This is a genomic window from Alcaligenes sp. WGS1538, assembly GCF_043187505.1.
Lineage (GTDB): Bacteria > Pseudomonadota > Gammaproteobacteria > Burkholderiales > Burkholderiaceae_B > Alcaligenes.
Genome location: NZ_CP171109.1, coordinates 737,290 through 757,803 on the forward strand (window position 1 = coordinate 737,290; position 20,514 = coordinate 757,803).

At 66.6% G+C, this 20,514-nt stretch carries 18 protein-coding genes; 15 read left to right on the top strand and 3 right to left on the bottom strand.

Annotated features, from left to right (window positions below):
* The first annotated feature begins 28 nt into the window (after window positions 1-28).
* From ACF3ND_RS03485 to ACF3ND_RS03500, 4 genes are all read left to right on the top strand, one after another.
* On the top strand, window positions 29-943 hold the full coding sequence (locus tag ACF3ND_RS03485) for a hypothetical protein (protein WP_394064278.1): 915 nt from the start codon (window positions 29-31) through the stop codon (window positions 941-943).
* A 156-nt stretch (window positions 944-1,099) separates the two neighbouring features.
* Window positions 1,100-3,394, top strand: a complete 2,295-nt coding sequence (locus ACF3ND_RS03490) for an NADP-dependent malic enzyme (RefSeq protein WP_394064280.1) — start codon at window positions 1,100-1,102, stop codon at window positions 3,392-3,394.
* Between the two features lie 9 nt (window positions 3,395-3,403).
* Window positions 3,404-4,603, top strand: a complete 1,200-nt coding sequence (locus tag ACF3ND_RS03495) for a patatin-like phospholipase family protein (protein ID WP_394064282.1) — start codon at window positions 3,404-3,406, stop codon at window positions 4,601-4,603.
* Window positions 4,600-5,067, top strand: a complete 468-nt coding sequence (locus ACF3ND_RS03500; protein WP_394064284.1) for a barstar family protein — start codon at window positions 4,600-4,602, stop codon at window positions 5,065-5,067. Before ACF3ND_RS03495 ends, ACF3ND_RS03500 begins: the two co-directional genes overlap by 4 nt.
* 98 nt (window positions 5,068-5,165) lie before the next feature.
* Here the strand turns inward: ACF3ND_RS03500 and ACF3ND_RS03505 are convergent, their stop codons facing one another.
* Entirely contained in the window at window positions 5,166-5,894 is a 729-nt protein-coding gene (locus tag ACF3ND_RS03505; protein WP_394064286.1) for a 16S rRNA (uracil(1498)-N(3))-methyltransferase, read from the bottom strand.
* Window positions 5,895-6,067: 173 nt separating this feature from the next.
* Here ACF3ND_RS03505 and tkt point away from each other — a divergent pair, with 173 nt between their 5' ends.
* The 3 genes from tkt to ACF3ND_RS03520 all read left to right on the top strand — a co-directional run bounded on the left by tkt (window position 6,068) and on the right by ACF3ND_RS03520 (window position 10,396).
* A complete protein-coding gene (gene tkt, locus ACF3ND_RS03510; protein ID WP_394064288.1) occupies window positions 6,068-8,113 on the top strand; it encodes a transketolase in 2,046 nt (681 codons plus the stop codon).
* Between the two features lie 14 nt (window positions 8,114-8,127).
* Window positions 8,128-9,141, top strand: a complete 1,014-nt coding sequence (gene gap / locus ACF3ND_RS03515) for a type I glyceraldehyde-3-phosphate dehydrogenase (protein WP_394064290.1) — start codon at window positions 8,128-8,130, stop codon at window positions 9,139-9,141.
* 64 nt (window positions 9,142-9,205) lie between these two features.
* Window positions 9,206-10,396, top strand: a complete 1,191-nt coding sequence (locus ACF3ND_RS03520) for a phosphoglycerate kinase (protein WP_394064292.1) — start codon at window positions 9,206-9,208, stop codon at window positions 10,394-10,396.
* Between the two features lie 223 nt (window positions 10,397-10,619).
* Here ACF3ND_RS03520 and ACF3ND_RS03525 read toward each other — a convergent pair whose 3' ends face one another.
* Entirely contained in the window at window positions 10,620-11,462 is an 843-nt protein-coding gene (locus tag ACF3ND_RS03525; protein ID WP_394064294.1) for an NAD-dependent epimerase/dehydratase family protein, read from the bottom strand.
* 77 nt (window positions 11,463-11,539) lie between these two features.
* Between ACF3ND_RS03525 and ACF3ND_RS03530 the strand changes: the two genes are divergently transcribed.
* The 8 genes from ACF3ND_RS03530 to ACF3ND_RS03565 all read left to right on the top strand — a co-directional run bounded on the left by ACF3ND_RS03530 (window position 11,540) and on the right by ACF3ND_RS03565 (window position 19,533).
* Complete coding sequence (locus ACF3ND_RS03530) at window positions 11,540-12,982, top strand: aldehyde dehydrogenase family protein (protein ID WP_394064296.1); 1,443 nt, start codon at window positions 11,540-11,542, stop codon at window positions 12,980-12,982.
* Window positions 12,983-13,084: 102 nt separating this feature from the next.
* Window positions 13,085-13,843 (top strand): SDR family oxidoreductase, encoded by a 759-nt coding sequence (locus ACF3ND_RS03535; protein WP_394064298.1) that lies wholly within the window; start codon window positions 13,085-13,087, stop codon window positions 13,841-13,843.
* Window positions 13,844-13,921: 78 nt separating this feature from the next.
* Window positions 13,922-14,551, top strand: coding sequence for a molybdopterin adenylyltransferase (mog, locus tag ACF3ND_RS03540; RefSeq protein WP_394064300.1), 630 nt, complete (start codon window positions 13,922-13,924; stop codon window positions 14,549-14,551).
* A gap of 80 nt (window positions 14,552-14,631) precedes the next feature.
* A complete protein-coding gene (fba, locus tag ACF3ND_RS03545; RefSeq protein WP_394064302.1) occupies window positions 14,632-15,696 on the top strand; it encodes a class II fructose-bisphosphate aldolase in 1,065 nt (354 codons plus the stop codon).
* Between the two features lie 137 nt (window positions 15,697-15,833).
* Window positions 15,834-16,715, top strand: a complete 882-nt coding sequence (locus ACF3ND_RS03550; protein WP_394064304.1) for a phosphoribosylaminoimidazolesuccinocarboxamide synthase — start codon at window positions 15,834-15,836, stop codon at window positions 16,713-16,715.
* 77 nt (window positions 16,716-16,792) lie between these two features.
* Window positions 16,793-17,317, top strand: coding sequence for a 5-(carboxyamino)imidazole ribonucleotide mutase (gene purE / locus ACF3ND_RS03555; RefSeq protein ID WP_394064306.1), 525 nt, complete (start codon window positions 16,793-16,795; stop codon window positions 17,315-17,317).
* A gap of 13 nt (window positions 17,318-17,330) precedes the next feature.
* Window positions 17,331-18,515: a 5-(carboxyamino)imidazole ribonucleotide synthase gene (locus tag ACF3ND_RS03560; RefSeq protein WP_394064308.1), complete on the top strand. Its 1,185-nt coding sequence runs from the start codon at window positions 17,331-17,333 to the stop codon at window positions 18,513-18,515.
* A complete protein-coding gene (locus tag ACF3ND_RS03565) occupies window positions 18,508-19,533 on the top strand; it encodes an L-threonylcarbamoyladenylate synthase (protein WP_394064310.1) in 1,026 nt (341 codons plus the stop codon). Before ACF3ND_RS03560 ends, ACF3ND_RS03565 begins: the two co-directional genes overlap by 8 nt.
* Window positions 19,534-19,542: 9 nt before the next feature.
* Here the strand turns inward: ACF3ND_RS03565 and ACF3ND_RS03570 are convergent, their stop codons facing one another.
* On the bottom strand, window positions 19,543-20,358 hold the full coding sequence (locus ACF3ND_RS03570; protein WP_394064312.1) for an alpha/beta fold hydrolase: 816 nt from the start codon (window positions 20,356-20,358) through the stop codon (window positions 19,543-19,545).
* Window positions 20,359-20,514: the final 156 nt, after the last annotated feature.

Consider the following 20,514-nt stretch of genomic DNA (forward strand, 5'->3'; position numbering starts at 1 on the left):
AAGTTTAGGTCTGTTGCAGGAAAAGTCTATGGTTTCTCCGTCCCGGCGTGCATTTCTCATGGGGCGCCGCCCGCCCCAGACGGCCTGGCAGGCGTTTGGCTCGCGCCTGGCGGCCCGGGTCCAGGGCTCGTTTCTCCAGTTGGACGATGCCGAGGGGCATGAACAGGCCCGCCTGGCGCCCGACTCCAGCGCCGACGTGCATATCGCCCTGACCCTGGCCGCCGAGTACGGCATCACCTTGGGGCTGGATGGCGTGCCGCTGGCCGCCGAACCGCAAGGGCCGACGCTCTGGCTGGCGCCGGGACGCCAGATGGCGCGCTGCGAACGCCTGGAGCCGGGCTCGCCCTTGTGGTTCGTGCAGCCCGGCTGCCTGCTGGGCGAGCTGGAGGCCCACGGCTTCGCGGGACTGGCACACCTGCCGGCGGGCATGAGCGTGGGAGCCTGGCTGGCCGACCGCCGCCTGCATGCCTGGCCCGCGGGCCGCACGGCCCTGTCCGGGCTGCGGCACTGTTCTGTGCTGCTGGCCGACAATACGCAGGCGGCGCTGGGGCCTTTCGGCGAAGCCAATCGCAATCCGCTCGACAGCCTGCGCCTGCAGCAGCTGATTCCCGCCTTGTTCCAGCTGATGTCCCGGCCGGATACGCAGGCTCTGATGCAGGGCGGATGGCCGGGCTGCGAATGGCCGGGGCGCTACCGGCTGGACGCCCTGCAACCGGCGGCCGGCGACGGCATCAATCTGGCGCACCTGATGCTGGGCCATGGGGGCGATCTGGCCTGGGTGGAATGGCTGGTGCTGGACGAGAACCTGCAAGCCGGCGCTGACCCGGACGACTGGCGCTGGCCGGGCGAAGGCCAGTCCTGGCAGGCCCAGGATGTGGACAGCCAGGTGAAGGCCCTGTTCGATCCCACCGATCGTTTTTCCTATCCCGGCCAGGCGCTGTAGCCGATCTGTCCTGCCCGATTTCCCCAGCCTCATGCTCAAGGGCTAGAATGAACCCTGTCCCGTCCTGGCGAGGGGATGACGCCACTGGGGCCGGGGAATGACGATTCGCCGCCGGGCCGCCAGTTCGTTCAATGGTTTTTTGTGTAGGTGTACAGCATGGATGCCAATTTTCGGAAAGCGGCCCTGGAATATCACGAGCAGGGACGGCCCGGAAAGCTGTCGGTCATACCGACCAAACAATTGTCCAATCAGCGGGATCTGGCGCTGGCCTATTCGCCCGGGGTGGCGGCCGCCTGCGAGGAGATCGTCGCCGATCCGCAGAACGCCTTCCGCTACACGGGCCGCGGCAACCTGGTGGGCGTGATCTCCAACGGCACCGCCGTGCTGGGCCTGGGCAATATCGGCGCACTGGCCTCCAAGCCCGTCATGGAAGGCAAGGCCGTGCTGTTCAAGAGCTTCGCCGGTCTGGACGTGTTCGACATCGAGATCAACGAAACCGATCCGGACAAGCTGGTGGACATCATCGCCGGGCTGGAGCCTACCTTCGGGGGCATCAACCTGGAAGACATCAAGGCGCCCGAGTGCTTCGAGGTCGAGCGCAAGCTGCGCGAGCGCATGAGCATTCCGGTTTTCCACGACGACCAGCACGGCACGGCCATCTGCGTGACGGCCGCCTTCCTGAATGGCCTGAGCGTGGTCGGCAAGGACATCAAGAAGATCAAGGTCGTGACCTCCGGCGCCGGCGCGGCCGCCCTGGCCTGCCTGGACCTGATGGTGGACATGGGCCTGCCCGAGGAAAACGTCTGGGTCACGGACATCGACGGCGTGGTCTACGCGGGCCGCCCCGGCCACCAGGTGCCCGAGCTGGCTCGCTTTGCCAAGCAGACCGAGGCTCGCACCCTCAATGACGTGATCGACGGCGCGGACGTGTTCCTGGGCCTGTCGGCCGGCGGCGTGCTCAAGCCCGAGATGCTCAGGAAAATGGCGGACAATCCGCTGATCCTGGCCCTGGCCAATCCCAATCCGGAGATCCTGCCCGAGGATGCGCACGCCGCGCGCGACGACGTGGTCATGGCCACCGGCCGTTCGGACTATCCGAACCAGGTCAATAATGTGCTGTGCTTTCCCTACATCTTCCGCGGGGCGCTGGATGTGGGCGCCACCACCATCACCCGCGGCATGGAGAAGGCCGCCGTGCACGCCATCTGCCAGCTGGCGCGCGAAGAGCAGGACGAAGGCGTGGCGGCCGCCTACGGCTTGCAGGAAGTCACCTTCGGTCCGGGCTTCTTCATTCCCCGCCCTTTCGATTCGCGCCTGATCGTGCGCATCGCGCCCGCCGTGGCCAAGGCGGCCATGGACGAAAGCGTGGCCACCCGGCCCATCCAGGACTTCGACAACTACGTCTATCAGTTGCGCCAGTTCGTCTACAAGTCGGGCTCGTTCATGAAGCCCATCTATTCCCTGGCCCGGGGCCTGGTGCAGGACGGCGGCGAGGCCCGCGTGGTCTTCACCGAGGGCGAGGACGAACGGGTATTGCGCGCCGTGCAGATCATCGTGGACGAAGGCCTGGCCCGCCCCATCCTGGTCGGCCGACCCGCCGTGCTGCAGCAGCGCATCGAGCGCTACGGCCTGCGCCTGCGCCTGGGCGTCGATGTGGAAGTCACCAATCCCGAGCAGGACGACCGTTTCCACCAATACTGGACCAGTTATTGGGAGATCATGTCGCGGCGCGGCATCAGCAAGGAAATGGCCCGCGTGGAAATGCGCCGCCGCCCCACGCTGATCGGCGCCATGATGGTGCACCTGGGCGATGCCGACGGCATGATCTGCGGCACGGTGGGCCGCTATGAGAACCACCTGGAGCTGGTGGACCAGGTCATCGGCAAGGCGTCGGGCGTGCAGACCTACGCCGCCATGAACATCCTGCTGCTCAGCGAGCGCTCGGTGGCGCTGACCGATACGCACATCAATCACGACCCGGACGCCGCCCAGGTGGCGGAGATCACGCTGGCCGCGGCCCGCAAGATGCGCCAGTTCAACATCGAGCCCAAGGTGGCGCTGCTGTCCAGCTCGAACTTCGGCACCAACGACGCGCCGGCCGGGGTGAAGATGCGCCAGGCCCTGGAAAAGGTGCGGATGCTGGATCCCACGCTGGAGGTGGATGGCGAGATGCACGGCGACTGCGCGCTGGACGAGAAGGCCCGGCTGCAGGTCCTGCCTACGTCCACGCTCAGCGGCGAGGCCAATCTTCTGGTCTGCCCGAACGTGGAGGCGGGCAACATCGCCTACAACCTGCTCAAGACGGCGGCCGGCGGCAACGTGGCCATCGGTCCTTTCCTGCTGGGCGCGCGCGCCCCGGTGCACATCATGACTTCCACGTCGTCCGTGCGGCGCATCGTCAACATGACGGCGGTCACGGTGGTGGACGCCAATGTGGCCGCCGACGCCTGATCCCGCGCCATGATCTTCCGCACCTCGTCTCCCGTCGCGCTGGTCCTGAACGGGGGCGGGGCGCGCGGCGCCTACCAGGCCGGCGTGCTGGCCGGCCTGCTGGAGATCCTGGATCCGCAGCGCAATCCGGACTTCACCAATCCGTTCGACATCATCTGCGGTTCCTCGGCCGGCGCCATCAATGCGGCGGGACTGGCCTGCAAGGCCGACAAGCCCCATGAGGGTGTGGACCACATACAACAGCTGTGGGGCTCGCTGAACAGCCACCACGTCTTCCACGCCGATCCGGTGCTGCTGCTCAGGACCAGCCTGCACTGGCTGGCGACGGTATCGCTGGGCTGGCTGGCGCCGCGCTTGCGCGAACACACGCCTCATTCCCTGCTGGACAATGCGCCCTTGCGCCGTCTGCTGGAGGACAATCTGGACTTCGAGCGCCTGCAGCGCAACCTGGCCTGCGAACACCTGGGCGCGCTGGCCATCACGGCGGCGGCCTACACCACGGGCGAACACCTGACCTTCTATCAATCCGACCGGCGCATCCGCGCCTGGTCGCGCAATCTGCGCCGCGCCATATCGGGCGCCATCGGCGTGGAACACCTGATGGCCTCCAGCGCCATTCCCTTCGTTTTCCCGGCCCAGCCGCTGATGGTGGAAGGGCAGGTGCAGTGGTGCGGCGACGGCACCATGCGCCAGCTCGCGCCCATCAGTCCCGCCATCCACCTGGGGGCGCACAAGGTCCTGATCGTGGGCACGGGCTATGCCGACAATACCTATCGCAGCGAAAAGCCTTCCGACCCTCCCTATCCGTCCCTGGCGCAGATCAGCGGCTATGCTTTATCCAACATATTCCTGGACAGCGTGTCAATGGATATCGAGCGCATGGAGCGCATCAATACGCTACTTGCGTACATGCCGGCAAATGTATTACAAAGCCAATCGCTGCGTCCTGTCAGCACGTTTGCCATCACTCCCAGCCGCTCGCTGGACGAAATTGCCATCCGGCATATCCATCAGATGCCTACTGCTGCGCGTACCCTATTTCGAGTACTTGGTGTATCTTCAAAGTCCGGTCCGACTACAGGCGGCGCATTAATCTCATATTTGTTATTCGAGTCCGGCTACACCCAAGAGCTGATCGAGTTAGGAAAGACCGATACCATGAGTCGTCGTGAAGAAGTGTTAGCGTTTTTTAAGGAGACGTCGAAATGAGCCAGGACCTTACTTTGCAAGCTGTCTTGCAGAAGGGCGGTTTGCTCGACGCAGGCGGCCTGAAGGCCGCCGATTTCCTGGAGCAGGCCCAGGCCCACGGCCTGACGGCCATGGTGGTGGAGTGCGACCGGGCGCGCAACCGCTCGGCGGTGTTGCGCGCCGTGGTCAAGGCGGTGGACTTTCCCGAGTTCTTCGGCGGCAATCTGGACGCCTTGTACGACTGTCTGTGCGATACCGTGCTGGACCAGAAGAGCGGCCTGGCCCTGTGGTTCGACAATCTGCATTCGGGCGATCCCGCCCTGGAAAAAGACGCCCAGGCCATCTTGCGCGTTTGCGACGACGTGCATGAGTGGGCCTCCAACAACGATCGCCGTTTTGTCTATGCCGTGCTGCATGCCGGCAAGCACCCCGACCCCGAGCCAGGCGTGGACCCCGTGCCGTATTCGGGCCAGGACGAAGACTGATCCCGCGCTCACGCATTTGGATGCGCTACAGAACAAATGAAAAACTCCGGCCTTGAGCCGGAGTTTTTTTATCAGCCTGCGCGGCGTGGGGGCCCTTCTCATTCCCAGCCCTGCAGCGCGCTGATGGCCGCGCCCAGGGCCAGGGCGGCGGTTTCGGTGCGCAGCACCCGCCGGCCGAAGCGGATGGCCTGGGCCTGCGCGCGCAGCGCGGCCTCTTGTTCCTCGTCCGCCCAGCCGCCTTCGGGGCCGATCAGGATCACGATGTCCTGCTGGTCCGGTGAAATGGCCTGCGCCAGCGTCTGCGGCGCCTCGGGATCGCAGAACAGGTGCAGGCCGGTCCGGGGCTGGCGGAAATAGTCCGCCAGGGTCAGGGGTTCGGACAGCGTCATCAGGCGGTTGCGTCCGCACTGTTCGCTGGCCGATTCGATCACGCGCTGCCAGTGCGCCAGGCGCTTGGCCTGGCGCTCGGCATTGAGCTGCAGAACGCTGCGCCGGGCGCGGACGGGTACGAAATGGCAGACGCCTATTTCCACCGCCTTCTCGATGATCCAGTCCATCTTGTCGCCCGAGGCGATGCCTTGCAGCACGGTGATGCGGCCGGCCAGCTCGGTGGCCGGGGCCTGGGCCTGGCCCAGGAAGGCATAGCCCTTCTTGCCTTCCATGCGCAGCGTGGCCGGGTACTGGGCGCCCTGGCCGTCGAACAGCACGATGTCGGCGCCGTCGGCCAGGCGCAGCACGCGGATGGCGTGATGCGCCAGCGCCTCGGGCAGGGCGACATGAGCGCCGGACTCCAGGGGGAGGGGATGATAAAAACGGGGAGCGGCCATATCCGGACACCAAGGAACACAAAAAACGGCACAAGCATACCGTACCCCGGCGGCAGCGTGTCGCGGCGGTTTAGCGCCAGCAATGCTAAAATAGCGCGTTTTATAAACTAATCCGGGCCGTGGGCCGTCCGCAACGCCGGACCCGCTGCTGCCCGCGCCCCAACGAGCTTCTAATGGATCTTGCGTCAGCCTCTGATAAAACCCTAGCCAACGCCATCCGCGCCTTGTCTATGGATGCCGTGCAACAAGCGAATTCCGGTCACCCCGGTGCGCCCATGGGCATGGCCGATATCGCCCAGGTTCTGTGGTCCAGGCACCTGAAACACAACCCCTCGGACCCCGCCTGGTTTGATCGCGACCGCTTTGTGTTGTCAAACGGCCACGGTTCCATGCTGATCTATGCCTTGCTGCACCTGACGGGCTACGATCTGCCCATCGAGGAACTGCGCAATTTCCGCCAGATGCATTCGCGCACGCCCGGTCACCCCGAAGTGGGCATCACGGCCGGCGTCGAGACCACCACCGGTCCGCTGGGCCAGGGCCTGGGCAACGCCGTGGGCTTCGCCCTGGCTGAAGCCCTGCTGGCGCGCGAGTTCAACCGCGAAGGCCACGACATCGTGGACCACCTGACCTGGGTCTTTGCCGGCGACGGCTGCCTGATGGAAGGGGTGTCCCACGAAGCCTGCTCCCTGGCCGGGACCCTGAAGCTCTCCAAGCTGATCGTGTTCTACGATGACAACGGCATCTCCATCGACGGCCAGGTGAAGAACTGGTTCGGCGACGACACGCCCGCGCGCTTCGAAAGCTACGGCTGGAACGTGATCCGCGCCGTGGATGGCCACGATGCCGCTTCCATCGAGGCCGCCATCGAGCAGGCCCGGCGCAACGCCTCCGAAGGCGCCGGCCCAACCCTGATCTGCTGCCGCACCGTCATCGGCAAGGGCGCGCCCAATGCCGCAGGCTCCGAGAAAGTGCACGGCGCTCCGCTGGGCGCCGATGAAATCGCCGCCACGCGCGCCGCGCTGGGCTGGAACCATGGTCCCTTCGAAATCCCTCAGGATATCTACCAGGCCTGGGACGGCCGCGAGAAGGGCGCCGCCCTGCAGGCCGGCTGGCAGTCGCGTTTCGACGCCTACCGCCAGGCCCACCCCGAGCTGGCCGCCGAACTGGAGCGCCGCCTGAAGGGCGAGCTGCCCGAGGGCTTCGCCGCCAAGGTGCAGGAGTTCATCGCCGCCACCGCCGAAAAGGCCGAAACCGTGGCTTCCCGCAAGGCTTCGCAATTCGCCATCGCCGCGCTGGTGGAGCTGCTGCCCGAGATGCTGGGCGGCTCGGCCGACCTGACCGGCTCCAACTTCACCGACTGGAAGGGCGCCCAGGCCGTGCGCGCCCACGAAGACGGCGTGCACTTCGGCCGCCACATCAACTACGGCGTGCGCGAGTTCGGCATGGCCGCCATCATGAACGGCCTGGCCTTGCACGGCGGCTACCTGCCGTTCGGCGGCACCTTCCTGACCTTCTCCGATTATTCGCGCAACGCCATCCGCATGGCCGCCCTGATGAAGCAGCGCGTGGTGCACGTGTTCACCCACGATTCCATCGGCCTGGGCGAAGACGGTCCCACCCACCAGTCCATCGAGCATGCCAACAGCCTGCGCCTGATCCCCAACCTGCACGTCTGGCGTCCCTGCGACACCACGGAAACCGCCGTGGCCTGGGCCTGCGCCGTGGAGCGACCAGCCAGCATCGGCATGGACGTGCGTGACGGCGGCCCCAGCGCGCTGCTGCTGTCGCGCCAGAACCTGCCTTTCGTGGCCCGCGACGCCCAGACCATCCAGGACATCCGTCGCGGCGGCTACGTGCTGCGCGATGCCGAAGGCGCCCGCGCCATCATCATGGCGACCGGCTCCGAAGTGGCCCTGGCGCTGCAGGCCCAGGAGCAGCTGGCCGCGCAAGGCATCCCGACCCGCGTGGTGTCCATGCCCTGCACCAACCTGTTCGATGCCCAGGACGCCCAATGGCGCGACCGCGTGCTTACGCCCGGCCTGCCGCGCGTGGCCGTCGAGGCCGGCACGACCGGGCTCTGGTTCAAGTACGTAGGCCTGGAAGGCGCCGTCGTGGGCATCGACACCTACGGCGAGTCCGCCCCCGCCGGCGTCCTGTTCAAGCATTTCGGCCTGACGGCGGACAATGTCGCCGCGGCGGTACAACGAATTCTGTAATTGGAGTCCCTGAAATGACGATTCGCGTCGCAATCAATGGTTATGGTCGCATCGGCCGCATGGTCCTGCGTGCCCATTACGAGTACGGCAAGAAGCACGACATCGAGATCGTGGCCATCAACGCCTCGGGCGGTGCCGAGATCAACGAACACCTGACCCGCTACGACTCGGTGCACGGCCGCTTCAACGCCGACGTCAAGCTGGACGGCGATCACCTGGTGGTCAACGGCGACCGCATCCGCCTGCTGAGCCAGCGCGATGCGCTGACCCTGCCCTGGGCCGAACTGGATGTGGACGTGGTGCTGGAATGCACCGGCGCCTTCACCTCCAAGGAAAAAGCCAATGACCACATCAAGGCCGGCGCCAAGAAGGTCATCATTTCCGCGCCCGGCGGCAAGGACGTGGACGCCACCATCGTCTATGGCGTGAACCACGACATCCTCAAGAGCACGGACACCGTCATCTCCAACGCTTCCTGCACGACCAACTGCCTGGCTCCCCTGGTCGCTCCCCTGCACAAGGAACTGGGCGTGGTCAGCGGCCTGATGACCACCATCCACGCCTACACCAACGACCAGGTGCTGACCGACGTGCGCCACAAGGACATGCGCCGCGCCCGTTCCGCCACCAGCAGCATGATCCCCACCAAGACCGGCGCCGCCGCGGCCGTGGGCCTGGTGCTGCCCGAGCTGAACGGCAAGCTGGACGGCTATGCCGTGCGCGTGCCCACCATCAACGTCTCCATGGTGGACCTGACCTTCGTGGCCAGCCGCAACACCACGGTCGAAGAAGTCAACGGCATCCTCAAGAGCGCTTCCGAAGGCTACATGAAAGGCATCCTGGACTACTGCACCGAGCCTCTGGTGTCCATCGACTTCAACCACACCACGGCCTCCAGCACCGTGGACTCCCTGTTGACCAAGGTCACCGGCGGCAATATGGTCAAGGTCGCCGCCTGGTACGACAACGAATGGGCCTTCTCCATTCGCATGCTGGACAGCACGGTTGCACTGATGTCGGCCAAGTAAGCCGACAGACCGGCAAGGGCGGGTCATCCCGCCCTTGTCACGTTAATTCCCACAACAAAAAATCATGTCTACTACCATCAAGACTTTGTCTGCGCTAGCTGACAGCGATGCGCTGCGCGGAAAACGGGTATTCATTCGCTCCGACCTGAACGTGCCGCTGCAGGACGGACGCATCACCGAGGACACGCGCGTGCGCGCGTCCGTGCCGGCCATTCGCATGGCGCTGGACGCCGGTGCGGCCGTCATGGTCACCTCCCATCTGGGCCGCCCCAAGGAAGGCGAATTCACGGAAGCCGACTCCCTGGCTCCCGTGGCCCAGCGCCTGTCCGAGCTGCTGGGCATGCCGGTGGAACTGCGCCGCGACTGGCTCGACGGCGTGCAGGTCTCGCCCGGCCAGGTCGTGCTGCTGGAGAACTGCCGCTGTAACGTCGGCGAAAAGAAAAACAATCCTGAACTGGCCCGCAAGATGGCCGCCCTGTGCGATGTCTACGTGAATGACGCCTTCGGCACTGCGCATCGCGCCGAAGCGACCACGGAAGGCATCGCCCGCTTCGCGCCCGTAGCCTGTGCCGGTCCGCTGCTGGAAGCCGAACTGAAGGCCCTGGGTCGCGCCCTGCACGAACCTGCCCGCCCCCTGGTGGCCATCGTGGGCGGCGCCAAGGTCTCCACCAAGCTGTCCATCCTGCGCGCCCTGGCCGCCAAGGTGGACCAGCTGGTGGTGGGCGGCGGCATCGCCAATACCTTCATGCTGGCCAGCGGCCTGCCCGTGGGCAAGTCCCTGGTCGAGGAAAGCCAGCTGGACGAGGCGCGCGAAGTGATCCGCATCATGAAAGAGCGCGGCGCCGAGGTGCCCATCCCGGTGGACGTGGTGTGCGCCAAGTCCTTTGCCGCGGATGCGCCCGCGCAGACCAAGTCGGCCGATCAGGTCCAGGACGATGACATGATTCTGGACGTGGGGCCGCGGACGGCCGGCCAGATCGCGGACATCATCGCCAAGGCCGGCACCGTGGTGTGGAACGGCCCGCTGGGCGTGTTCGAGTTTCCCGCCTTCGCGCAGGGCACCGAAACCCTGTCGCGCGCCATCGCCTCCTCGCCGGCCTTCTCGATCGCCGGCGGCGGCGACACCCTGGCCGCCATCGCCCAGTTCGGCATCGGCGATCAGGTGGGCTACATTTCCACCGGCGGCGGCGCCTTCCTGGAGTTCCTGGAAGGCAAGCGCCTGCCGGCCGTGGCCGCCCTGGAAGACCGCGCCTGATTTTCAAGACGACCGCGTCATCCGGATTCACGGGGCGGCGCGGCGTTTTCAAGTACAGGCATGAAAGCCAGTCAGTCTTGCGCTGACTGGCTTTTTTAACGCCAGGCGGGTCGGAAGTTTCCGTGTCCTCGAGCGCCATCGGTCCGGACGGACTCAGTTATTCACCGGCGATACCGCCGGGCTCATTGCTCATGAAGTTGTCTGGCGGCCGTGGCTTCGCCCGTCACGCCCCGTCGCGGATCAGCTGGGCATAGCCGTTCAGGGCGTCCGGCCAGTTCAGCTCGAAGCCGCTGTCCAGCAGGCGCTGATTGCTCAGGCGCTTGCCGCCCTCGCCGGCGGGTACGCGGGCGGGGCGGGCAACCTGCAGCAGGTCCGCCAGGCCGTCGTACAGTTCGGTGATCCGGTAGGGGCGGCTGTCCGTGCCGATGTAGCAGGGAAAGGGCGCCGGGATGCGCAACAGGTGCAGGCAGGCGCGGGCCGCGTCTTCGATGTGGAAGCGGTTGGCCCATTGGTTCGGGTCGTCGGGCACCGTGGCGCGGCCCTGGCGCAGGCGGTCCAGCAGCTGGGTGCGGCCAGGGCCGTACAGGCCCGAAGGGCGCAGCACCACGGCCTGGGCGGGTATCAGGTGCTGCAGCATCTGTTCGGCCCGCAGCAGGACCTGGCCGTTGAAGTGGGTGGGCAGGGTGGGGGAGTTTTCATCCAGCCAGTCCGAGGCCGGCCCATAGACCGCCGTGGAGGACACGAACACCAGGCGTTTGAGCGCGCGCAAATCCAGTTCATTCAGCAGATTTTCCAGGCCTTGCAGAAAGACGCGTTCGTAGGCGGCCTGGCTGCGCTGGTCGGGCGAGACCGCATAGAGCACGTGCGTGATGGCGCGGTGCTTCAGGCGCAGGGTGGCGGGTTCGCCCAGGTCGGCGGCCACCCATTCGATGCCGGTCGAGTCGTCGGCGGGCGGGTGGCGGCGCAGTCCCATGACCTGCCATTCCTCTCGCAAGGCCAGCAGGCCGGCGCGCCGGCCCAGGTCTCCGGCTCCGGCCAGCAGCAAAGTACAGTCTCGTGGGTCCACAGCGGCATGTCCTTGAGTAGAATGGTTGTCGAGCAGAGCTCATGTCGGCTGGTATAACGATAGCATCGGAGGCAGTCATGGAGTGTCGCAATTGGATTGACGGGCAATATCTGGGGGCGGAAAGCGGCGCGCTGCTGCCGGTGACGGATCCTTCCACCGGCGAGGTTTTCGCCCGCCTGGCCCAGTCCTCGGAGGTGGACGTGGACTGGGCGGTCAAGGCGGCCCAGCGCGCCAGCCAGGCCCATTGGCGAGGCCTGGGCGCCGCCCAGCGCAGCCAGTTGCTGCTGCGCTGCGCGCGCATGCTGTCCGACGCCCGCGAGGAGCTGGCCAGGCTGGAGTCGCGCGACACCGGCAAGCCCCTGCGCCAAGCCCAGGCCGACGCCGCCGCCATCGCGCGCTATTTCGAGTTCTACGCCGGCGCGGTGGACAAGCTGCACGGCCAGACCATCCCCCTGGGGCCGGATATGACGGCCTTCACCCTGCGCGAGCCTTTGGGCGTGACGGCGCACATCATTCCCTGGAACTATCCCCTGCAGATCTTCGGGCGCAGCGTGGCCGCCTCGCTGGCGGCGGGCAATGCCTGCGTGGTCAAGCCGGCCGAGGACGCCAGCCTGTCCCTGCTGCGCGTGGCCGAGCTGCTCAACGAGGCCGGGCTGCCGGCCGGCGTGCTCAACATCTGCACCGGCCTGGGCGCGGAGGCGGGGCAGGCGCTGGCGTCCCATCCGGGCATCAATCACATTTCCTTCACGGGTTCTCCCTCCACCGGGCGGCTGGTGGCCTTGCTGGCCGCGCAGAATTTCGTGCCCGTCACCCTGGAGCTGGGCGGCAAGTCCCCCCAGCTGGTGTTCTCCGACGCCGATCTGGACGCCGCGCTGCCCGTGGTGGTCAACGCCATCGTGCAGAACGCCGGCCAGACCTGTTCGGCCGGCAGCCGCGTGCTGATCCAGCGGGCCGTCTACGGCGATTTCCTGGACCGGCTGGCTCAGGCCTTCAAGGGGCTGCTGACCGGCGCGGCGTCCGACAACCTGGATTGCGGGCCGCTGATCAGCGCCCGGCAGCTGGAGCGGGTGCGCTCCTATCTGGACGGGCTGGAGGAGGACGGCATCGCCGTGGTCGCCCAGGGCAAGCTTGATTCCCAGGCTCCCAAGGGCGGCTTCTACCAGGTGCCCGTGCTGCTGGACCACGTCCCGGCCCAGCACCGGCTGGCGCAGGAGGAAATCTTCGGCCCGGTGCTGGTGGCGCAGCCTTTCGGCACCGAGGACGAAGCCGTCGCCCTGGCCAACGGCACGCCCTACAGCCTGGTGGCCGGCGTGTGGACGCGCGACGGCGCCCGGCAGATACGGCTGGCGCGGCGCCTGCGCGCCGGCCAGGTCTTCATCAACAATTATGGCGCCGGCGGCGGCGTGGAACTGCCTTTCGGCGGTTCCGGCCAGTCCGGCATCGGGCGCGAGAAAGGCTTCGAAGCCTTGTACGCCCTGACCAGCCTCAAGACCGTGGCGGTGCGGCACGACGGCGCCTGAGAGCGCTGCGGCCCACAGCCTTTGCGGGCGCTCCGGCGCCTTCGGGGGCGAACCAGGGGCGGCCCGCGGGCCGCCCATTCATCTGACAGCAAGGAGACAACCATGCGTTTGCAAGACAAGGTGGCCATCGTGACCGGTGGCGCATCGGGATTCGGCTTTGGGATTGCGCAATGCTTCGCCCGCGAAGGCGCGCGCGTGCTGATCGCCGATCTGAACGCCGAGAAAGGGCAGGCCGCCGCCGCCCATATCCAGGCGCAGGGCGGACAGGCCATGTTCGCGCCCTGCAACGTCTCGCACGGCGACGAGGTCGAGGCCTTGCTGGACATCGCGCTGCGCGAGTGCGGCGGACTGCACGTGGTGGTCAACAATGCGGGCACCACGCATCGCAACAAGCCGCTGCTGGAGGTCACTGAAAGCGAGTTCGATCATGTCTATGCCGTGAACGTCAAGAGCATCTACTGGACGGCGCGCCACTTCGTGCCGTACTTCCGGGCGCAGGGCGGCGGCGCCTTCGTCAACATCGCCTCGACGGCCGCGCTGCGCCCGCGCCCCGGCCTGGTCTGGTACAACGGCACCAAGGGCGCCGTGGTGACCATCAGCAAGGGCATGGCGGCCGAGCTGGGACCCGACAGGATACGGGTCAATTGCGTCAACCCGGTGATCGGCGATACGGGCTTGCTGGAGGAATTCATGGGCATGCCCGACACGCCCGAGAACCGCGCCCGCTTTCTTGCCGGCATTCCGCTGGGGCGTTTCTCGACGCCGCGCGACGTGGCCTCCGCGGCGCTCTATCTGGCTTCGGACGAAGCGGACTTCATCACCGGCGCCTGCATCGAGGTCGACGGCGGCCGCTGCATCTGAGGCGTCGTCCTCCCGCTACAATGCTGTTGTCGGCAGGCCTCTGGCGAGGCCTGCGCTCATTCTGTTGCAAGGAAAAACATGTCTTTACACCTGCAGTCCCAGCGCCAGCATCCCGACCAGCTCATCATCGGCCTGGTGTCGGTGTCCGACCGGGCATCCAGCGGCCAGTACCAGGACGAGGGCATCCCTGCGCTGCGCCGCTGGCTGGATTCGGCCCTGACGGTGACCCCGCTCTATGAAGAGCGCCTGATTCCCGACGAGCGCCCCCTGATCACCGGCACGCTGATAGACCTGGTCGAAGCCGGCTGCGACCTGATCCTGACCACCGGGGGAACGGGGCCCGCGCGGCGCGACGTGACTCCGGAGGCCACCCTGGACGCCGGCACGCGCGAAATGCCCGGTTTCGGTGAACAGATGCGGCAAATCAGTTTAAAATTCGTACCAACAGCGATTTTGTCGCGACAAGTCGCGGTCATCCGTGAAATCCAGGACCACGCCGCCCTGATCATCAACCTGCCGGGGCAGCCCAAGGCCATCCAGGAGACCCTGGAAGGATTGCGTGATCCGGAGTCCGGACGGGTGCTGGTTCCCGGCATCTTCGCGGCCGTGCCTTATTGCATCGATCTCATCGGCGGACCTTACGCGCAAACCCGCGACGAGGTGGTCCAGGCGTTCCGACCCAAGTCGGCGCGCCGGCCAGGCCCTTGAACCGTCAAGCACACAATCGGGTTCGCATTTAAAATGCGTAGCCACGTTTTCAATCAATTTCGTCTTCAGGAGGTCTTCTCATGGCCCTAGTTTCCATGCGCCAGCTGCTCGATCACGCAGCCGAGCACGGTTATGGTATTCCAGCGTTCAACGTCAACAACCTGGAGCAGGTCCAGGCCATCATGGAAGCAGCGTCGGAGACGGACAGCCCCGTCATCATGCAGGCCTCGGCCGGCGCCCGCAAGTACGCCGGCGAAGCCTTCCTGCGCCACCTGATCGAAGCCGCCGTGGAAGCCTACCCGCACATCCCCGTGGTCATGCACCAGGACCACGGCCAGTCGCCCGACGTCTGCCAGGGCGCCATCGCCCTGGGCTTTTCCAGCGTCATGATGGACGGCTCGCTGCTGCCCGACGGCAAGACCATCGCCGACTACGAATACAACGTGGACGTCACCCGCAAAGTGGTGGACATGGCCCACAAGCTGGGCGTGACCGTGGAAGGCGAGCTGGGCTGCCTGGGTTCGCTGGAAACCATGCAGGGCGACAAGGAAGACGGCCACGGCGCCGACGGCACCCTGACCCTGGACCAGCTGCTGACCGATCCCGAGCAGGCCGCCGATTTCGTCAAGCGCACTCAGCTGGACGCCCTGGCGATCGCCATCGGCACCAGCCATGGCGCCTACAAGTTCACCCGCAAGCCCACCGGCGACATCCTGTCCATCGAGCGCGTCAAGGAAATCCACCGCCGCCTGCCCAACACCCACCTGGTGATGCACGGCAGCTCCAGCGTTCCCCAGGAACTGCTGGCCGAGATTCGCCAGTTCGGCGGCAACATGAAGGAAACCTATGGCGTGCCCGTGGAGGAAATCCAGGAAGCCATCAAGTACGGCGTGCGCAAGGTCAACATCGACACGGACATTCGCCTGGCCATGACGGCCGCCATCCGCCGCTTCATGTTCGAGAATCCCGAGAAGTTCGACCCGCGCGAATACCTCAAGCCCGCCCGCGAAGCCGCCAAGAAGGTGTGCATCGCCCGCTACCAGCAGTTCGGCACGGCCGGCAACGCCTCCAAGATCAAGGCCATTCCGCTGGACGAGATCGCTCGCCAGTATGCCTCCGGCCAGCTGGCCCAGATCGTTCAGTAACCGTCTGACGGGCCCGGGCATGCGCGTCCTCGCCGTCTGCCCCCGTCCCGTCTTTACCCCCGGCGCCCGCGGCGCCGGGACTGTCGTCCCGCCAGCTTCTCCGGCCAGCGGGATGTTTTCGTTTCAAGGATGAAATCGTGCAAGAGCCCTTACATCAATCCAGCCTGAAGTCCCTGCCGCTGATCGCGCGCGGCAAGGTCCGGGACATGTACGCCGTGGGTGATGATAAGTTGTTGATCGTGGCGAGCGACCGCATCTCGGCGTTCGATGTGATTCTGGATGACCCCATTCCCGGCAAGGGCGCCGTTCTGACCCAGATGACCGAATTCTGGCTGAACAAGCTTGCGCACATCATCCCCAACCATTCCACCGGCATCGACCCGGCCGACGTGGTGGCCCCCAACGAATGCGAGCAGGTCGCCGGCCGCTCCGTGGTGGTCAAGCGCCTGAAGCCCGTGCTGGTCGAGGCCGTGGCCCGCGGCTACCTGATCGGCTCCGGCTGGAAGGATTACCAGGCCACCGGCACGCTGTGCGGAATCACCTTGCCCGCCGGTCTCAAACAGGCCGCCAAGCTGCCCGAGGTCCTGTTCACGCCTGCCGCCAAGGCCGAGTTCGGTTCGCACGACGAGAACGTCGACTTCGACTACGTCGTCAAGGAAGTGGGCCGCGAACTGGCCGAACAGATCCGCGACGTCACCCTGCGCCTGTACACCGAGGCCGCCGACTACGCCGCCAGCCGCGGCATCATCATCGCCGACACCAAGTTCGAGTTCGGCCTGGATGAGCAGGGCCGGCTGCACCTGATGGACGAGGTGCTGACGCCCGACTCCTCCCGTTTCTGGCCTGCCGACAGCTATGCCGAAGGCATCAGCCCGCCGTCCTACGACAAGCAGTTCGTGCGCGACTGGCTGGAAACCCAGGTCTGGGACAAGACGCCGCCCGCGCCGCGCCTGCCCGAGGAAGTGGCGCGCCGCACGGCCGCCAAGTACCGCGAAGCCCTGGATCGCCTGACGGCCTGATCCTGCTTTCCCGTCCTTCAGCAAGGCGCCGCTGCATGGCTGGCGCCTTCGTCCTTTTCTGAATTGGTGCATTTCTTATGAGCGCAAGCGCATCTTCTTCTACCGGTCCCTCTCCCGTGGTGGGCATCGTCATGGGCTCCTCCAGCGACTGGGAGGTCATGAAACAGGCGGTGGCCGTGCTGGATGAGTTCGGCGTGCCCTACGAATGCCGGGTGGTGTCCGCGCATCGCATGCCCATCGACATGGTGGAATACGGCGCCCAGGCGCCCGCGCGCGGCCTGAAGGCCGTCATCGCCGGCGCCGGCGGCGCGGCCCACCTGCCGGGCATGCTGGCTGCGCTGACGCATCTGCCCGTGTTCGGCGTGCCCGTGCCCTCGCGCTACCTGCGCGGCGAGGACTCCCTGCTGTCCATCGTGCAGATGCCCAAGGGCGTGCCCGTGGCCACCTTCGCCATCGGCGAAGCCGGCGCCGCCAATGCCGCCTTGCACGTCATCGCCAACCTGGCGGTCAACGATGTCGAGCTGACCGAAAAACTGATCGCCTTCCGCGCCCGCCAGACCGAGGCGGCCCGCGCCATGGTCGTCCCACCCGTTTCTGCCTGATTACTGCCCTGCTATGACTACCCCGACTACCGACGCTGCCCTACTGGTCCCCGGCTCCTGGCTGGGCATGATAGGGGGCGGCCAGCTGGGCCGCATGTTCTGCCACTCCGCCCAGAGCCTGGGCTACAAGGTGGCGGTGCTGGACCCGGACACGGCCAGCCCCGCCGGCGCCGTGGCGGACCTTCATGTGTGCGCGCCCTACGACGACACCGATGCGCTGGCCCGCCTGGGCGAGCTGTGCCAGGCCGTCAGCACCGAATTCGAGAACGTGCCCGCCGAATCGCTGCTGACCCTGGCCCGCCATACCCGCGTCACCCCGTCGGGGCATGCCGTTGGGATCGTGCAGGACCGCATCCGAGAGAAAGCCTTCATCGTTCAGGCCGGCGTGCCGGTGGCGCCTTATGCCGCCATCGAAAGCGCAGCCGACCTGCAGACGGCCGATGCCGGCCTGTTCCCAGGTATCCTCAAGACGGCGCGCTTCGGCTATGACGGCAAGGGCCAGGCTCGCGTCGCCAACCTTGACGAGGCCCTGGCGGCCTTTGCCGAATTCGGCTCCAAGCCTTGCGTGCTGGAAGCCCTGCAGCCCCTGGAGTCGGAGATCTCCGTGGTCCTGGCGCGCGGCCTGGACGGGCAGGTCCAGACCTTTCCCTGCGCCCGCAATGAACATCGCGACGGCATCCTGGCCGTGTCCACCGTCAGCGACCAGTTCCAGGACGATGCCTTGTCCGAGCAGGCCCGCTCGGCCGCGGCGGCCATCGCCCGCACGCTGGACTACTACGGCGTGCTGTGCGTGGAATTCTTCATCCTGAAGGACGGCCGCCTGCTGGCCAACGAAGTGGCGCCGCGCCCGCACAACAGCGGCCACTACACCATGAACGCCTGCGTCAGCAGCCAGTTCGAACAGCAGGCGCGCGTCATGGCGGCCCTGCCGCTGGGCAGCACTCAGGCCCTGTGTCCGTCCATCATGCTGAACATCCTGGGCGACATCTGGTTCGACGAGCAGGGCGCGCATCGCGAGCCGGATTGGGCCGGCCTGCTGGCCATTCCCGGCGTGTCCCTGCACCTGTACGGCAAGGCGCAGGCGCGCCATGGCCGCAAGATGGGCCACGTCAATGTGGTGGGCGAGTCCGACGCGCAGGTCCGCCAGCGCGCCGCCCAGGCCGCCGCCGCCTTGCGCATCGCCTTCGATCATGACTGACGCCGTCCTTCATCCTTCCGACCAGGACATCCAACGGGCCGCCGAGCGCCTGGCGCAAGGCGGGCTGGTGGCCTTTCCCACCGAAACCGTCTATGGCCTGGGCGCCGACGCCGAGAATCCCGATGCGGTGCGGCGCATCTACCGCGCCAAGGGGCGTCCGTCCGACCATCCCCTGATCGTGCACGTGGCGCCGCAGGCCGACCTGCTTTACTGGGCGTCCGAGCTGCCGCCCCTGGCGCAGCAACTGATCGCCGCCTTCTGGCCGGGGCCGCTGACGCTGATCCTGCCGCGCAACCCGCGCATCCCGGACACGGTCAGCGGCGGCCAGGCCACCATAGGCCTGCGCTGCCCCTCGCATCCCGTGGCCCAAGCCCTGCTGCAGCGCATGGCGGCGCTCAGGCCCAGCGGACAGGCGGGCGTGGCCGCGCCGTCGGCCAACAAGTTCGGCCAGGTTTCGCCCACGGCCGCCAGCCACGTGCGCGACGAGTTCTCCGACCTGTCCTCTGACGAACTGCTGATCCTGGAAGCCGGCCCTTCGGAAGTGGGCATCGAGTCGACCATCGTGGATGTGTCGCGAACCCGGCAGGGCCTGGGAGCCGTGCTGCTGCGTCCCGGCCACATCACGGCCGCCATGATCGCGCAGGTCATCGGCTACGAACCTGCCGGCCCCGACGCGCAGGCGCCGCAGGTCTCGGGCAGCCTCAAGGCGCACTATGCGCCGCGCACGCCGCTGTCGCTGTTCGACGAGCAGTCCGTGCCCGCGCTCAAGGCCGTGCTGTCCCAGGGCGGGCGGCACGCCGTGGTGGCTTTCGCCGCCTTGCCGCCTTTTGCAGCGGACCGGCACGACTGGCATGTATGCTCGCCCGAGCCGCAGGCCTACGCACAGGACTTGTACGCCATGCTGCGTCGCCTGGACCAGGGCCAGTACGAGCATATCTGGGTGCAGCGCTGTCCGGATACGCCCGAATGGCGGGCGGTGAACGACCGCCTGGGCCGGGCGGCCGCCGCCTTCGAGTAGGCTCCGCAATCAGGTTCGCCGGGTTTTTTCCAGAAAATCCTGGATGGCCTGGTTGACGATGGCCGTCTGGTCCCGGTAGGGCAGGTGGCCGCATTGCTCCAGTTCCAGCAGCTCGGCGTGCGGCACCAGTTCGCGGATGCGGCGTATCTGCTCCAGCGTGCCGTATTCGTCGTCCACGCCCTGTATAGCCAGGATGGGGCAGGGGATCCGGCTGACTTCTTCTTCGATGTTCCAGGCGCGGAAGGACGGTTCGGTCCAGGTGCGGTTCCAGCCCCAGAAAGCCGACTCCACATCGTCGTGATAGCGGGCCAGGCGCTCGCGCAGGAATCCCTGTTCGTAGGCCTCGCGGGCCACCAGGATGCCGCGCAGCGAAATGTCTTCCACGAACAGGTGCGGCGCCATCACCACGATGCCCTGCAGCCGGTCGCCAAAGCCGCTGGCGGCCAGCAGCGCAATGGAGCCGCCGTCGCTGTGACCCACCAGCATGATGGGCCTGCGGCCGTCTTCGCCCAACTGCTTCAGCAATTGGGGCAGGACTTCCAGCGACTGTTCATGCAGGTAGTCCAGGGGCTTGGGGCCGTGCTCGTTGCGCGGGGTGCTGCGGCCATAGCCGTAGCGCGAGTACATCAGGCCGCTGCATCCGGTCTGCTCGCACAGTTGCGCGGGCCAGTCCTTCCACATGGCGATGGAGCCCAGGCCTTCGTGCAGGAACACCAGCAGCGGCGCTTCGCGCCGCTCGGGGCGTATCCACTGGTATTCCAGGCGTATGGCTTGACCGCCCTGGGTCAGGGAAGCAAATTGTAGGGATGTGTCCAGGCTGCTCATAAACGGATTGTGCGTAGGCGGCCGCAACGGGCCGGCATGATCTGGAAAAATAGTCTTTATGCCACAGATTGCGCCCGGGCGCTCGCCGCGGTCCGCAGATGTGCCCGGAGCGGACATTTCAGGCATGGTCCTTGCTGCGCTGCAAAACCATGCAGT

Coding starts and splice junctions, on each gene's coding strand:
- ACF3ND_RS03485 (WP_394064278.1), top strand. CDS start 29: ATGGTTTCTCCGTCCCGGCGTGCATTTCTCATGGGGCGCCGCCCGCCC.
- ACF3ND_RS03490 (WP_394064280.1), top strand. CDS start 1,100: ATGGATGCCAATTTTCGGAAAGCGGCCCTGGAATATCACGAGCAGGGA.
- ACF3ND_RS03495 (WP_394064282.1), top strand. CDS start 3,404: ATGATCTTCCGCACCTCGTCTCCCGTCGCGCTGGTCCTGAACGGGGGC.
- ACF3ND_RS03500 (WP_394064284.1), top strand. CDS start 4,600: ATGAGCCAGGACCTTACTTTGCAAGCTGTCTTGCAGAAGGGCGGTTTG.
- ACF3ND_RS03505 (WP_394064286.1), bottom strand. CDS start 5,894: ATGGCCGCTCCCCGTTTTTATCATCCCCTCCCCCTGGAGTCCGGCGCT.
- tkt (WP_394064288.1), top strand. CDS start 6,068: ATGGATCTTGCGTCAGCCTCTGATAAAACCCTAGCCAACGCCATCCGC.
- gap (WP_394064290.1), top strand. CDS start 8,128: ATGACGATTCGCGTCGCAATCAATGGTTATGGTCGCATCGGCCGCATG.
- ACF3ND_RS03520 (WP_394064292.1), top strand. CDS start 9,206: ATGTCTACTACCATCAAGACTTTGTCTGCGCTAGCTGACAGCGATGCG.
- ACF3ND_RS03530 (WP_394064296.1), top strand. CDS start 11,540: ATGGAGTGTCGCAATTGGATTGACGGGCAATATCTGGGGGCGGAAAGC.
- ACF3ND_RS03535 (WP_394064298.1), top strand. CDS start 13,085: ATGCGTTTGCAAGACAAGGTGGCCATCGTGACCGGTGGCGCATCGGGA.
- mog (WP_394064300.1), top strand. CDS start 13,922: ATGTCTTTACACCTGCAGTCCCAGCGCCAGCATCCCGACCAGCTCATC.
- fba (WP_394064302.1), top strand. CDS start 14,632: ATGGCCCTAGTTTCCATGCGCCAGCTGCTCGATCACGCAGCCGAGCAC.
- purE (WP_394064306.1), top strand. CDS start 16,793: ATGAGCGCAAGCGCATCTTCTTCTACCGGTCCCTCTCCCGTGGTGGGC.
- ACF3ND_RS03560 (WP_394064308.1), top strand. CDS start 17,331: ATGACTACCCCGACTACCGACGCTGCCCTACTGGTCCCCGGCTCCTGG.
- ACF3ND_RS03565 (WP_394064310.1), top strand. CDS start 18,508: ATGACTGACGCCGTCCTTCATCCTTCCGACCAGGACATCCAACGGGCC.
- ACF3ND_RS03570 (WP_394064312.1), bottom strand. CDS start 20,358: ATGAGCAGCCTGGACACATCCCTACAATTTGCTTCCCTGACCCAGGGC.